The 12,974-nt window shown below is 72.5% G+C and carries 12 protein-coding genes; 5 read left to right on the top strand and 7 right to left on the bottom strand.

Going from position 1 to position 12,974, the window contains the following annotated elements:
- Nucleotides 1–60: 60 nt before the first annotated feature.
- From AC1DZC_RS13790 to AC1DZC_RS13780, 3 genes are read right to left on the bottom strand one after another with little or no spacing between them, the layout of a single operon-like run.
- Complete coding sequence (locus AC1DZC_RS13790) at nt 61–300, bottom strand: acyl-CoA carboxylase subunit epsilon (RefSeq protein ID WP_477039640.1); 240 nt, start codon at nt 298–300, stop codon at nt 61–63.
- Nucleotides 297–845, bottom strand: a complete 549-nt coding sequence (locus AC1DZC_RS13785) for a hypothetical protein (RefSeq protein ID WP_477039641.1) — start codon at nt 843–845, stop codon at nt 297–299. Before AC1DZC_RS13785 ends, AC1DZC_RS13790 begins: the two co-directional genes overlap by 4 nt.
- The gene (locus AC1DZC_RS13780) at nt 842–2,437 is read right to left on the bottom strand and encodes an acyl-CoA carboxylase subunit beta (RefSeq protein ID WP_477043665.1); all 1,596 of its coding nucleotides are present in this window, start codon (nt 2,435–2,437) and stop codon (nt 842–844) included. The genes AC1DZC_RS13785 and AC1DZC_RS13780 overlap by 4 nt, the downstream gene beginning before the upstream one ends.
- A 104-nt stretch (nt 2,438–2,541) precedes the next feature.
- Between AC1DZC_RS13780 and AC1DZC_RS13775 the strand changes: the two genes are divergently transcribed.
- The 3 genes from AC1DZC_RS13775 to AC1DZC_RS13765 all read left to right on the top strand — a co-directional run bounded on the left by AC1DZC_RS13775 (nt 2,542) and on the right by AC1DZC_RS13765 (nt 5,190).
- Nucleotides 2,542–3,417 (top strand): biotin--[acetyl-CoA-carboxylase] ligase, encoded by an 876-nt coding sequence (locus AC1DZC_RS13775; protein WP_477039643.1) that lies wholly within the window; start codon nt 2,542–2,544, stop codon nt 3,415–3,417.
- Between the two features lie 14 nt (nt 3,418–3,431).
- Nucleotides 3,432–4,505, top strand: coding sequence for an adenylate/guanylate cyclase domain-containing protein (locus tag AC1DZC_RS13770; protein WP_477043664.1), 1,074 nt, complete (start codon nt 3,432–3,434; stop codon nt 4,503–4,505).
- A 103-nt stretch (nt 4,506–4,608) separates the two neighbouring features.
- Complete coding sequence (locus tag AC1DZC_RS13765; RefSeq protein WP_477043663.1) at nt 4,609–5,190, top strand: DUF2867 domain-containing protein; 582 nt, start codon at nt 4,609–4,611, stop codon at nt 5,188–5,190.
- 6 nt (nt 5,191–5,196) lie between these two features.
- Here AC1DZC_RS13765 and AC1DZC_RS13760 read toward each other — a convergent pair whose 3' ends face one another.
- Complete coding sequence (locus tag AC1DZC_RS13760; protein WP_477039646.1) at nt 5,197–5,931, bottom strand: SOS response-associated peptidase; 735 nt, start codon at nt 5,929–5,931, stop codon at nt 5,197–5,199.
- A 113-nt stretch (nt 5,932–6,044) separates the two neighbouring features.
- Here AC1DZC_RS13760 and AC1DZC_RS13755 point away from each other — a divergent pair, with 113 nt between their 5' ends.
- A complete protein-coding gene (locus AC1DZC_RS13755; protein WP_477039647.1) occupies nt 6,045–7,346 on the top strand; it encodes a multidrug effflux MFS transporter in 1,302 nt (433 codons plus the stop codon).
- Nucleotides 7,347–7,595: 249 nt separating this feature from the next.
- Complete coding sequence (locus tag AC1DZC_RS13750; protein ID WP_477043662.1) at nt 7,596–10,712, top strand: Ig-like domain-containing protein; 3,117 nt, start codon at nt 7,596–7,598, stop codon at nt 10,710–10,712.
- A 4-nt stretch (nt 10,713–10,716) separates the two neighbouring features.
- Here the strand turns inward: AC1DZC_RS13750 and AC1DZC_RS13745 are convergent, their stop codons facing one another.
- From AC1DZC_RS13745 to AC1DZC_RS13735, 3 genes are all read right to left on the bottom strand, one after another.
- Nucleotides 10,717–11,946 carry a pyridoxal phosphate-dependent aminotransferase gene (locus AC1DZC_RS13745; RefSeq protein WP_477043661.1) on the bottom strand — a complete coding sequence of 410 codons (1,230 nt, stop codon included), beginning with the start codon at nt 11,944–11,946 and terminating at the stop codon, nt 10,717–10,719.
- A gap of 94 nt (nt 11,947–12,040) precedes the next feature.
- Nucleotides 12,041–12,169, bottom strand: coding sequence for a molybdopterin oxidoreductase (locus tag AC1DZC_RS13740; protein ID WP_477039650.1), 129 nt, complete (start codon nt 12,167–12,169; stop codon nt 12,041–12,043).
- Nucleotides 12,170–12,330: 161 nt separating this feature from the next.
- The gene (locus AC1DZC_RS13735; protein WP_477039651.1) at nt 12,331–12,822 is read right to left on the bottom strand and encodes a hypothetical protein; all 492 of its coding nucleotides are present in this window, start codon (nt 12,820–12,822) and stop codon (nt 12,331–12,333) included.
- Nucleotides 12,823–12,974 lie beyond the last annotated feature (152 nt).

Genomic DNA, 12,974 nt, shown 5'->3' with positions numbered 1-12,974 from the left:
GAGCGTACTTGCCGGTACGGCATGCCGCAGGCGTTCAGCGCGTGGGCGTACCTCGCGCGGTCAGGCGCGCAGGCTCCAGCGCCAGGCGTCCGGACCTGGGCGCAGCACGTCGTCGCGGACGCCCCGCATCGTCCGGCGGCGGTCCGCCCACGGAGCGGAAACCTTGTCGGCGGCCGTCTCGGCGTGCATCGCGCGCTCCGACGCCGCGGCCATGAGGCCCGCGACGAGCGCCGCGAGCTCGACGTCGTCCGGGGTGCCCCGCACGACCTGCATCTGGGTGCTGTCGGAGGAGTCGCTCACGCGTCGTCGTCCGGCTCGTCGTCGACGTCGTCCTCGTCGAAGTCGAACGGTGCGCCACGGGACGCGCCCCACCCGTCGACGACGAACCCGGCCTCGACGAGCCGGCCGGCCAGCTCGGAACCGCCCTGCTCGACGAGGTCGAGCACCGAGTCGAGCGAGAGGTCGGACGTCCCGACCGGGGGACCGATCAGGAAGCCGAGGTGGAACGTGTCGACCTCGAGCGGCTCGGGCAGGCCGTCCGCGTCGCCCTCGTCCTCGTCGCCCCACGACATGCCGGTGAGGTCGGCGTGCAGGCCGAGGCGCTCGTGCAGCAGGTCGTAGATGCGGGCGTTGAGGCTGCCGATCTCCGACTCGATCGCGAGGATGCGCGGGTCCTCGTCGGCCTCGGTCGAGCCGAACTCGGCCCGGACGCCAACGGCGGTGTCCACGTACCCGTGCAGGGCGGCGGCCAACTGGTCGACGGCGGCGTGCAGGTCGGCGGCGTCCACCCCTTCGAGGGGCGCCGGTCCGTGCGCAGCGTGGTCGTGGTCGTCGTGCTCGCTCATAGGGGGATGTTCCCGTGCTTCTTCGGGGGCAGCGATGCCCGTTTGGTGCGCAGCAGGCGCAGGGCCTTGGTGACCTCGGCGCGGGTCTTGCTCGGGGCGATCACCGCGTCGACGTAGCCGCGCTGGGCAGCGTCCCACGGGTTCACGATGGCCTCCTCGTACTCCGCCGTCAGGCGCCGGCGCTCGGCCTCGACGTCACCCTCGGCGTCGGCCACCTTCTTGAGGGCTCCGCGCTGCAGGATGTTCACCGCACCACCGGCCCCCATGACGGCGATCTGCGCCGTGGGCCAGGCGAGGTTGACGTCGGCGCCGAGCTGCTTGGACCCCATGACGATGTACGCGCCACCGTACGCCTTGCGGGTGATGACGGTGACGAGCGGGACGGTGGCCTCGGCGTAGGCGTAGATGAGCTTCGCGCCGCGCCGGATGATGCCGTTCCACTCCTGGTCGGTGCCCGGCAGGAAGCCCGGGACGTCGACGAACGTCAGCACCGGGATGTTGAACGCGTCGCAGGTGCGCACGAAGCGGGCGGCCTTCTCGGCGGCGTTGATGTCGAGCGTGCCGGCCATGGACATGGGCTGGTTGGCGACGATCCCCACCGGGTGGCCTTCGACGTGCCCGAAGCCGATGAGCACGTTCTGGGCGTACAACGGCATGACCTCGAGAAGTACACCGTCGTCCAGGACGTGCTCGACGACCGTCCGCATGTCGTACGGCTGGTTGTCCGAGTCGGGCAGCAGCGAGTCCAGGGACTCGTCGTCCTCGGTGATCGACAGGTCCGAGACGTGGTCGAAGGTCCACGGGTCGGTGAGGTTGTTCTGCGGCAGGTAGGTGAGCAGCGCGCGGACGTAGTCGAACGCGTCGTCCTCGTCGGAACCCATGTAGTGCGCGACGCCGGACCGCGTGTTGTGCGTGGTCGCGCCGCCCAGCTCCTCGAAGCCCACGTCCTCGCCCGTGACGGCGCGGATGACGTCCGGGCCGGTGATGAACATGTTGGACGAGCCGTCGGCCATGACGATGAAGTCGGTCAGCGCGGGGGAGTACACCGCGCCGCCGGCGGACGGGCCGAGGATGAGGCTGATCTGCGGGATCACGCCGGACGCCGCCACGTTGCGCCGGAAGATCTCCGCGAACTGGGTGAGGGCCGCGACGCCCTCCTGGATGCGCGCCCCGCCGCCGTCGCTGATGCCGATGAGCGGCACGCCCGTGCGCAGCGCGAGGTCCATGACCTTGGTGATCTTCTCGCCGTGCACCTCGCCGAGGCTCCCGCCGAAGACCGTGAAGTCCTGCGAGTAGATGCACACTGGGCGGCCGTCGATCGTGCCGTGCCCGACGACCACCCCGTCGCCGGCGACCTTCTTCTTGTCCAGGCCGAAGTTCACGGACCGGTGCTGCACGAACGCGTCGAGCTCGGTGAACGAGTCCTCGTCCAGGAGCTGCTCGATGCGCTCGCGGGCGGACCGCTTGCCACGCGCGTGCTGCTTGTCGCGTCCGCTCTGCTCGGCCTCGGCCTGCGCCTCGTACCGCGCCTCGAGATCCGCGAGCTTGCCGGCCGTGGTGCGCGGTGCCGCAGTGTCCTTGATGTCAGTCACCCGACGAGGCTAGTTGTCGATTGCCTCCATGCACGTGCAGGCGCATCACGGTGTTCGTCGCGTCGGGGTGTCGGGTTCCCACAACGCGCGACAGGATGGGCGCCATGACAGCGCCTGGTCCCGAGCCCCGCCCCGTCCTTCGCGCCGACGAGCTCCGGTCGCTCCTGCTCGCGCCGCACGGGCCGCTCGCGCGTGTCGAGATCGTCGACGTGACCGCATCGACGAACTCGTCCGTCGTCGCCGACCTCCGCGCCGACCCGGCCTCCTGGCCCGACGGCAGCGTCCTGGTCGCCGAGCACCAGGCCGGTGGTCGCGGTCGTGCCGGCCGCTCCTGGGAGACGCCGGCCGGTACGTCGTTGACCTGCAGCTTCGTGGTCCGGCCGCAGATCCCCACGTCGTCGCTCGGCTGGCTCGGGCTGCTCGCCGGGCTCGGTGCCGTCAACGCGCTGCGGGCCACCGCCGGCGTGCCGGCCGTGCTCAAGTGGCCCAACGACCTGCTCGTCCCCGCCGACACCGAGGTCGAGGGCTGGGGTGCCGTGCGCAAGATCGGCGGCATCCTCGCCGAGGTGGTGCCCCTGGGCGACGGAGGCAGCCCGGCCGTCGTCATCGGGATCGGGATCAACGTCTCCCAGACCGCCGACGAGCTCCCGGTGCCTAGCGCGACGTCGCTCGCGCTTGCCGGTGCGCAGCACGTGGACCGCGAGGGGATGCTCGTCGCGCTGGTCGACGCCCAGCTCGAGGTGGCCCGTCGATGGCGCGACTCCGGCGGGGACGCGACCGCGTCCGGGCTCGCCGACGAGGTCGCGCGCGTGTGCGCCACGCTCGGGGACACCGTGCGGGTCGAGCTGCCCGGCGGGTCGTCGGTCGAGGGTGTGGCCGCGCGGCTCGCCGACGACGGCGGGCTGGTCGTCGTCGCGCAGGACGGGACCGAGCACCACGTGCTCGCGGGTGATGTGCGCCACGTTCGCACGGCTGGGTGAACTACCCTCGACCCGTGCCCGACGATCGATCGCAGGACCTCGACTTCCTCGAGTCGACGGTGGGGGAGCTGGACGCCGAGCTGCTCGGCGGGCCCCGCACGCTCAGCGCCCGGGACCTGGCGGAGCGCGCCAAGATCGACGTCGAGATCGTCCACGGCTTCTGGACCACGATGGGGCTGCCGCACGCCGGCTCGGACGACAAGGTCTACACGGAGCGTGACGCCGAGGCCGTCGACCGGGCGGCGGAGCTGGTCCGCGACTACGGCCTGGACCTGCGGACCGTCATCACCGTCACGCGCGCGCTCGGGCACACGTCCGACCGCCTCGCCCTCTGGCAGGTCGAGGCGCTCGTCGAGGACATGGCCGACCGCTACGAGCTCGACGACACGTCCGCGCGGCTGCTCGTGCTGGACCGGCTCGGCGCGCTGGCGCCCGTGCTCGAGGCGCAGCTGGTCCACTCCTACCGCCGCCAGCTCGCCGCGATCGCGGGCCGGTACGCCGCCGAGTTCGGCGAGCTGCGCGCCCCGGGTCCCGACCGGACCGCCCTGCCCCTCGCCCGCGCCGTCGGCTTCGCCGACATGGTCTCGTTCACGCGCCGCACCGCCGGGCTGGGTTCCACCGACCTGTCGCAGTTCGTCCAGCGGTTCGAGACCGCCGCCCGGGACATCGTCTCGGCCGGAGGCGGTCGCGTGGTCAAGACCATCGGCGACGCCGTCCTGTTCGTCGCCGACGACGCGGCCACCGGTGCCGCGATCGGGTTGCGGCTGGCGGACGCCCTGGGCAAGGAGCTCGACGTCGACCGGGAGACCACCACCGGCGGCCTGTTCGAGGGCGCGCGCGGTGTGACTCCGGTGCGGGTCGGGCTCGTCTGGGGTCGCGTCCTGTCGCGGTTCGGCGACGTCTTCGGACCGCACGTGAACCTCGCGGCACGGCTCACCGACATCGCCGACCCGTCCACCGTCCTGGTCGACGAGGCCACGGCGCAGGTGCTCTCGACCGATGCGCGCTTCGTGCTCGAGCCCCGCCCGCCGCGCCGGCTGGCCGGCATCGGCACGGTCACGCCGGTGCGGCTCCACTCGGCGCCCTGAGAACGCGGCCGCTGTCCTGCTGAGGATCTGCTGAGGCTGCGACCCACGTCATCACCGTCGTCGCTACGGTCGAGGGACCGGACCGTCGACGAGGGGCGAGCGCATGAGGCTCCCGAGCTCGGAGTACCTGGACCGTCCCTGGCGGCTGCACGAGGTCGCCCCGGACTTCGAGGTGGAGGACGTCTGGGAGCTGCCGACGCCCGGCGGTCCCGACGACCTCGACCGGCTCGTCCAGGGGTTCGCCGGCGGCGACGGGTCGCCCGTCCGGGGCGGTGTGGTCGGCTTCCTGTTCGCGGCCCGCTGGAAGCTCGGCGCGTGGTTCGGCTGGGACGCGCCCGACAACGGCGTCGGTGGTCGCGTGCGTTCCGTGCGGGAGCGGCTGCCCGCCGACCTGGCCGCGGGACCGCGTGGCCCGGACCCGAAGGTCCTGCCGTTCACCTCCGTGTTCCAGACCCACGACGAGTGGGTCGCCGAGACGGCGAACAGCACCGTGCACGCGCTCCTGCACCTGGGCTGGGTGTGCGACGACGCCGGTGTCTACCGCGCGCAGATGACTGCGCTGGTGCGGCCGAACGGACGGGCGGGCCGGGTCTACATGGCCCTCATCGCACCGCTGCGCCGGGTCGTCGTGTACCCGCGGATGCTGCGCGCGATCGGTCGCCGTTGGGCGACGACCCCGCTCTGAGGTGGGTCAGCCCTCCTCGAGCGGCACCTCGTCCACCAGGGCCGGGCTGTTGTTGGCCACCGACCCGACCGCCGTGGAGACCGGCGTCGCGACGATGTCCGGCGCGGGTGCCTCGAGCAGCTTGGCGGCCTCGTCGGCGCCGACCGCCGGGTCGAGCCACGCGTCCCACGCCTCGGGCCGGAGCATCAGCGGCTGCCGGTCGTGGATGTGCGCGAGCTCCTCGGACGCCGGTCGCGTGATGACGGTCGCGCTGACCACCCACCGCTCGGGGTCGTCGTCGGCCTTGCTCGGGTCCTTCCAGAACTCGTACAGCCCCGCCAGGGCGACGACGTCCCCGTCCGCGGGGTGCAGGTAGTAGGGCTGCTTGCGCTTGCTGGCGGACTCGGGTGACGGCTTCTTCCACTCGAAGTACCCGTCGGCCGGCAGGAGCGCACGCCGGGCCGCGAACGGTCGCGCGAACGCGGGCTTGTCCGCGATCGACTCGACGCGCGCGTTGATCATCCGGCTGCCTACCGAGATGTCCTTGGCCCACGACGGGACCAGGCCCCAGCGCGCGACGCGGAGCTGGCGCGTGATCTCGCCCGTCTGCTTGTCGGCCCGTTCGACGACCATCCGCACGCCGTCGGTGGGCGCGACGTTCCACGACGGACCCAGCAGGCGCACGTCGTCGGCGATCGTCGCGATGGCGAACTCGTCGGCAAGTGCCTGGTCCTCCCGGAAGGAGGCGTATCGACCGCACATGCGCCCAGCCTGCCAGCCCGCACCCACATACCGCCTGGCGACGAGAAACGATGGCCAACGTCACATCGAATCGATTCGACAAACTGCCCGGGGCAATGAAAACATGGCTCGCGATGAGCTTGCGCACCTCCCCGCCCAGAACCACTGCACCGGCCGCACCGGCACCGACCGCGGCCGGCCTCGACGCACCCCGGCGGACGTACACGCCGGACTTCCGCTACGTCCTGCTGCTCGGCATGATGTGCGCGCTGCCGGCCATCTCGGTCGACATCTATCTGCCGTCGCTGCCCGAGGTCGCGCGCGACCTGGGCACCACCGCGACCATGGCGCAGCTGACCATGACCGCGATGCTCGTCGGCGGTGCGGCCGGCCAGCTCGTGATCGGGCCGCTGTCCGACCGGTTCGGTCGACGGCTGCCCGTGCTCCTCGGTGTCGCGATGCACGTGGTCACGTCGCTGCTGTGCATGGTCGCGCCGGCGATCATCCCGCTCATCGCGCTGCGGACCTTCCAGGGCTTCTTCAACGCGGCGGCGTCGGTCGTGGCGATGGCGATCATCCGCGACCGGTTCGTCGGCTCGGACGCGTCCCGCCTGATGTCCCGGCTCATGCTCGTGATCGGCGTGGCGCCCCTGTTCGCCCCGTCGATCGGCGGGCTGATCGCCGGACAGCTGGGCTGGCGGGCGGTCTTCGGTGCGCTCGCCCTGTTCGGCGCGGCGCTCTGGGTCGTGGTCTGGCGACGCATGCCGGAGACGCTGCCGCCGGAGCGCCGCCGCGAGGGTGGCCTGCGCACCGCGATGGCCGGCTACGGGCGGCTGGTCCGCGACCGCCACTTCGTCGCGCTCTCGATCCTGCCGGGCCTCGGCGTGGCCGTCCTCATGGCCTACGTGGTCGGGTCGCCGTTCGTGCTCCGCGAGGGGTACGGGATGACGTCGAGCCAGTTCGCGCTGCTGTTCGCCGTGAACGGCATCGGCCTGGTCGCCGGCGCCCAGGTGAACGCCGCGCTGGTGCGCCGCGTGGCGCCGATCCGGATCCTGCGGGTCGTGCTGCCGGTCTCCGTGTCGCTCGCGGTCGCGCTCCTCGCGATCGCCGTCACCGGCTGGGGCGGGCTGCCCGCCCTGCTGGTGGTCCTCTGGCTGATCCTGTTCATGGTTAACTTCGTGCCGCCCAACGCGTCGGCGCTCGCGCTCACCCGGCACGGCGCCATCGCGGGCACCGCGGCGGCCGTGATCGGCGCGACGCAGTCGGGGGTCGCGGGCGTCGTGAGCCCCCTGTCCGGACTGCTCGGCGGCGACGCCGTCGCGATGGCCTCGGTCATGCTCGCGTCGGCCGTCGGGGCCCTCCTCGTGCTGGCGTTCGGCACCCCCGCCTACCGGCGCGACGGAGCGTGGACGAGCGGGTCGCCCGTCCTGGACTGAGGTCCGCGGAGCACGACGACGAGACGGCCGAGCTGCGCTTCCCAGGCTCGCGACGAGGCGAAATGCACATCGCCGGACAAGTCGCACGGGTGAAGTCGATGTCGTCGCCGCGATCCACCCGAACGGCGCAGGGCCGGCCGCGAGAACGCCCGTAGCGTGCCCGCGACACCCCGCCCACGGGGTCGTGCGCAGCCAGGGAGATGTCGACGCGCCACGATGCTCGGCGGGCACCGAAAGGACCGCCCGACCGTGCTCCGTCGCCTCGCTCTCTGCTTCCTCGTCTGCGTCCTCGCCCTCGGGGGTGCCGCCACGCCCGCGTTCGCGTCGGGCAGCGCCGACCTCTACCCGAAGGTCGGCGGCGTCGATCCCGCGTGCAGCGGCACCACGACGTGCCGGGCCGCGATCGAGTGGCGCACGAACGCCTACGGACCCGCGGGCGACACGCGCATCCAGCGACGGACGCTCTTCTCGGTGTTCGTGCGACAGGGCGAGCAGATCCTCACGGGATCGTCGTCGGTCGGCACGGGAGCCGCGGACGTCGCCATCTGGAACCCCGGTCAGATCACCGACGCGGAGGCTGCCGTCCTGCCGACGGTTGTCGACGGACCGAACGGCTTCCTGTGCTCGGCGCACCGCGGGACCGCGACGACCGGGCTCATCTCGACGCGTGCGCAGGAGCTGGCGCGCGCCCGCTCCGTGGACGGGTCGGCGAACACCGCCGGGTACGAGCCGTGCGTGTACGTCGCGCCGACGACCGGGCTCTACCGGGTCGCGTTCTACGGCGAGGCCGGACCTGCGGGCTCGGCCGACGGATCGCCGGACGCGGCGCTCGACCCGGGGACCTTCCGGCCCAACGCCGGGACGGCGGTGAACGCCTGGGACATCACGGTCCGGGCGGGTGGCGACACCACGGGCACGGGTTCTTTCACCGGCCGCGTGTTCACCTACGTGCTCGCCGCGTTCACGGGCAGCAACCCGCGCCCGGTCACCATGTCGATGTACCTGAACACTCTCGACGGCTACCGGTACCTGGTGAACACCAACGGCTTCGACCCCAACGGCTTCGTGTTCTACGGCAACCGCGAGGGCTTCCTCGACGCCGACGGCGTGACGCCGCTCAACCACGACGTCGTGGGCACGGGGACGAATCCGCAGCAGCTGCCCCAGCTCGTCGGCAGTGTCCACCTGGCCGCGCCGGAGTACCCGCTCTCGTTCGAGCCGCTCGCGCCCGAGACGCTCGCCGCGCTCGGCATCCCGAGCAACCCCGTCCCGCCCGTCCTGTCCGCCGTCGACTTCACCGGTCGCGCGACCGCGCGCGGCAGCTACATCGACCAGGGCGGGACGTTCACGCTCAACGCCGGCACCGGCGGCACCTACGAGATCGTCGTCTCCCGCGACGGCACGAGCTACGACCCCGGTGCTCCCGCCAACCGCGTCCTGCGAGGCGTGGTCGCCGCCGGGGTCTCCACCGTCACGTGGGACGGTCGCGACAACGCCGGCACCCCGTTCCCCGTCCAGGACGACTACAAGGTCAAGGCCGTCCTGCGTGCCGGCGAGTACCACGCGCCCATGCTCGACGTGGAGAGCTCGACGAAGGGCGGCCCGAGCATCACTCTGCTCAACCCGCCGAACGGGCAGTGCCCGTTCACCGGGGTGGCGAGCACCGGGACGAACTGCACCCGGGTCTTCTTCGACGACCGCAGCTACACCGCGAGCAACGGCACCTTCGTGGGCGACGTGACGAGCGGGCTGCTCTGCCCGTCGTTCGTCGGCGCGCTGCCCAGCCTGCCGTTCGCCCGCACCGAGCCCACGATCGTCTCCGGCGTGCTGGTGCAGCCTGGCGTCGACAGCACGAGCACGGCCCGCGCGTTCGGCGACGGCCTCGGCGCGAACGCCAACTCGCACTGCGCACCCAGCAACGGCACGCTCGGCGACGCCAAGGGCCTCGACGTGTGGACCTACTTCCCGTCCGTCCAGTTCCAGACGACGCTCGACGTGCTCGACATCCCGGACGCCCCGGTGGCCGTGGGCGAGTCCGAGACGACGACCGTCGACACCCCGCTCGTGGTCTCGGCGACGCCCGGTCCGCCGGACGGGCTCCTGGTCAACGACGAGGGCACCCGGCTGAGCGTGCGCACCACCGTCACGACCCCGCCGGTGCACGGCGCGGTGGTCCTCGGCGCGGACGGCTCGTACACCTACACGCCGGCGGCGGGCTACATCGGCACGGACAGCTTCGTCTACACGATCGCCGACGACGCCGGCCAGACGGCGAACGCGACGGTGCTCCTGACGGTGACGCCGCGGGCGGTCGACGACAGCTGGACCACCGTGGTCAACACCCCGCTGACGGTCGCGGTCCCGGGCGTCCTGACCAACGACGCGGGCACCGGGCTCGTCGTCGCGGTCGTCGCGCCGCCGACGCACGGGACGGTCGTCCTCGCCCCGAACGGCTCGTTCGTCTACACCCCGGCCCACGACTTCTCAGGCACGGACACCTTCACGTACCGGGCCACTGCCGGTGCCCTGCCCTCGCCGGTCGCGACCGTGACGATCGTCGTCACCCCCACGGCCGCCGACGACGACGCGGGCACGATCCCCCCGAACACGACGCACACCGTCGCGGGTCCGGGCGGCGTGCTGCCCAACGACCACGGCGCGCACCTCACGGTGGTCTCGGTCGGGACGCCGCCGGCGCACGGCACGGTCGTCATCGACCCGGACGGCGGCTACCGCTACACGCCCGCGCCCGGGTGGGGCGGCACGGACGGGTTCACCTACAACGCCGTCGACGGAGCGGGCCAGCCGGTCGCCGCCCGGGTCACGGTGCGCGTCACCGCGCCCGTGCAGCTCGCCGCGGCGACCGACGACTCGGCGGACGGCGTCCCCGACCTGCCCGTGACGCTCGCCGAGCTCGAGAACGACGTGCCGGGGGACAACCTCGCGTTCGACCCCGCCACGGTTCGCCTGCTGGATCCCGTCAGCAACGCGGCCGTCACCAGCGTGACCGTGGCGCACGAGGGAACGTGGCTGGTCACGTCCGCGGGCGTCCGGTTCACACCCGTGCCCGGGTTCCAGGGCGTCGCGCACCTGCGCTACAGCGTCGCCAACACCGCCGGTCAAAGCGTGTCGGCGCGGCTGTCGGTCAAGTACCCGGAACCACCGGCCGCCGTCCCGACGCTCGTCGCGTCGGCGACGGTCGCGGCGCCGGTGTCGCCTGCGGTCGCGGACGAACCCGAGACCCCGTCGCTGGCGCTCACGGGCTCCGACCCGGCCAGCGGGGCGGCGCTCGCGCTCGTGATGCTCAGCGTCGGTGTCGCGCTCGTCGTCGCCCGCCGCCGGACGGCCGGTCGAGCCCGCGCCTGATCGCTCAGGTGTGCAGGCGGTGCAGCCGCCGGACCGCGTCCTCGAGCACGTCATCACGCTTCACGAAGGTGAACCGGACCCACGAGCGGAGGGCGGTGTCGACCGGCGAGCCCTCGTGCGTGAACGCGCTCACGGGGACGCCGACGACCCCGGCCAGTCCCGGCAGGGCGCGGCACAGCTCGGTGCCGTCCGCGTAGCCCAGCGGCGCCGCGTCGGCGAGCACGAAGTAGGTCCCCTGCGGGCGCACCACGGTGAAGCCGGCGTCCACGAGGCCCTCGCACAGCAGGTCGCGACGACGCGACAACGACTCGGCCAGCTCGTCGACCCAGAGCCGGACCGTCGGGTCGCCCAGGGCGAACGCGATGGCGGGCTGGAACGGCGCACCCGAGACGTACGTGAGGAACTGCTTGACCGTCCGGACCGCGGTGACCAGGTGCTCCGGGCCGGTGACCCAGCCGATCTTCCAGCCGGTGAACGAGAAGGTCTTGCCCGCCGACGAGACCGTCAGCGTCCGCTCGGCCATGCCCGGCAGCGTCGCGATGGGCACGTGCGTCGGTCGTCCCCCAGTGTCGTCGCGCAGCAGCAGGTGCTCGTAGACCTCGTCGGTGAGCACGAGCGCGTCGTGCACCTGGGCGAGCCGGGCGATCGCCCCGAGCTCGGTGCCGGTGAGCACCGTCCCGGTCGGGTTGTGCGGCGTGTTGACCAGGACGATCCGCGTGCGGTCGGTGAACGCCGTCGCCAGTGCGTCGAGGTCGAGCCGGAAGCCGTCCGCCGTGGCGCGCAGCGGGGCCGTCGTGTGGGTCGCGCCCGACATGGCGATCACGGCCGCGTAGGAGTCGTAGAACGGCTCGAGGGTGAGCACCTCGTCGCCGGGGCCGGCCAGGGCGAGGACCGCGGCAGCGAGGGCCTCGGTGGCGCCGGCCGTGACGAGCACCTCGGTGTCCGGGTCCCAGCGCAGGCCGTAGCTCGCCAGCTGGTGCTCGGCGATCGCCTGCCGCAGCGCGGGGATGCCCGGACCCGGCGGGTACTGGTTGGCTCCGTCGAGGATCGCGTCCGCGGCCGCCCGGGCCACCGACTCCGGCCCGTCGACGTCCGGGAAGCCCTGCCCGAGGTTGACCGCGCCGGTGCTGGCGGCGAGGGCGGACATCTCCGCGAAGACGGTGGCGCGCGGGACGCCGTCGGCGCCGAGCAGGCCGGTGGCGCGGGCGACGGCCTGCCAACGAGCGTCAGTCATGCGGTGAGGATAGGCGGGTACGAGGTCCAGCACCCGAACCGGCGACCGTGCGTCGAGGCGGACCCGCCGCAGCGGGTCCACGGAGCGTGTGCGCTCAGCTCACCAGTCCGGCGGCGGCTGTGAAGCCCGCTGCCACGACCAGCCCGAGGGACGCCCAAGCAGTCACGATCCACCACTCGACGTGGTGGCGTCGCAGCTCGCGGTGCGCCTGACGATCTTCCATACAATCAAGATCGGCACGGAACGACTTACGTACAACATCCCGCGCCGACAGGTGGCTAATTCACCCCTTCGCAGGGCACCAAACCGCCCGAACCTCGTGAATTCGCGGGTGTGGAGGTACCGACGGCCGCGTGACGTCCGGCGACGAAGGCCGCTCGCTCGTCAGGAACCGGCGCTGTCGAGCTTGTCGCTGAGGGTGCTCAGCTGCGCGGCGAGCGCGTCGAGGGAGTCGGCTGCCGAACCCGTCGCGTTCGCCTTCGCCGACTCGACCTCGGCCTTGGCGTCGTCGACCTTCTTCTTCGCGTCGTCGATGGCCGTCTGCGCCTGCTCGGTGCCGTTCGCCTTCGCGTCGTCGAGCGCGGACTGTGCGTCGGTGACCGCGGTGCCCGCGTCGTTGACGGCCTTCTGCCCGGCGCCGTCCAGCGACTGCAGCTCGGCAGCGAGCTCGTCGACCTTCGCCTTCGCGTCCGAGGCCGCCGACTTCGCCTCGTCGACCTTGGCGGTGATCTCGTCGACCGCCTGGCTCGCCGACGACGCCGCGTCCTTGGCCTTCTGCGCCGCGCCGTCGATGTCGGACGAGGAGCACGCCGTGAGGCCGAGGGTCAGCACCCCGGCGACGAGGGGAACGGCGAGGCGGGAGATGCGGGTGGACATGCGGGGTTCCTCCGTCGTCACGTGGGACAGGCGTTGAGCCCACGAGACTATCGCCGTGGCGGACGGGCGCCACCCCGGAAACCCGCCCGCCACGGCTGCTTGCTGACCCGGACCCCGTGGGCGCTCTCTCGCGAGGTCCAGGTCGTCCTGTG

This window comes from Cellulomonas sp. P2_B4 (genome assembly GCF_056404795.1).
This window is presented reverse-complemented; position numbering and strand designations above follow the sequence as displayed.

Coding starts and splice junctions, on each gene's coding strand:
- AC1DZC_RS13745 (WP_477043661.1), bottom strand. CDS start 11,946: ATGACTGACGCTCGTTGGCAGGCCGTCGCCCGCGCCACCGGCCTGCTC.
- AC1DZC_RS13765 (WP_477043663.1), top strand. CDS start 4,609: ATGAGGCTCCCGAGCTCGGAGTACCTGGACCGTCCCTGGCGGCTGCAC.
- AC1DZC_RS13760 (WP_477039646.1), bottom strand. CDS start 5,931: ATGTGCGGTCGATACGCCTCCTTCCGGGAGGACCAGGCACTTGCCGAC.
- AC1DZC_RS13785 (WP_477039641.1), bottom strand. CDS start 845: ATGAGCGAGCACGACGACCACGACCACGCTGCGCACGGACCGGCGCCC.
- AC1DZC_RS13755 (WP_477039647.1), top strand. CDS start 6,045: ATGAGCTTGCGCACCTCCCCGCCCAGAACCACTGCACCGGCCGCACCG.
- AC1DZC_RS13740 (WP_477039650.1), bottom strand. CDS start 12,169: ATGGAAGATCGTCAGGCGCACCGCGAGCTGCGACGCCACCACGTCGAG.
- AC1DZC_RS13775 (WP_477039643.1), top strand. CDS start 2,542: ATGACAGCGCCTGGTCCCGAGCCCCGCCCCGTCCTTCGCGCCGACGAG.
- AC1DZC_RS13735 (WP_477039651.1), bottom strand. CDS start 12,822: ATGTCCACCCGCATCTCCCGCCTCGCCGTTCCCCTCGTCGCCGGGGTG.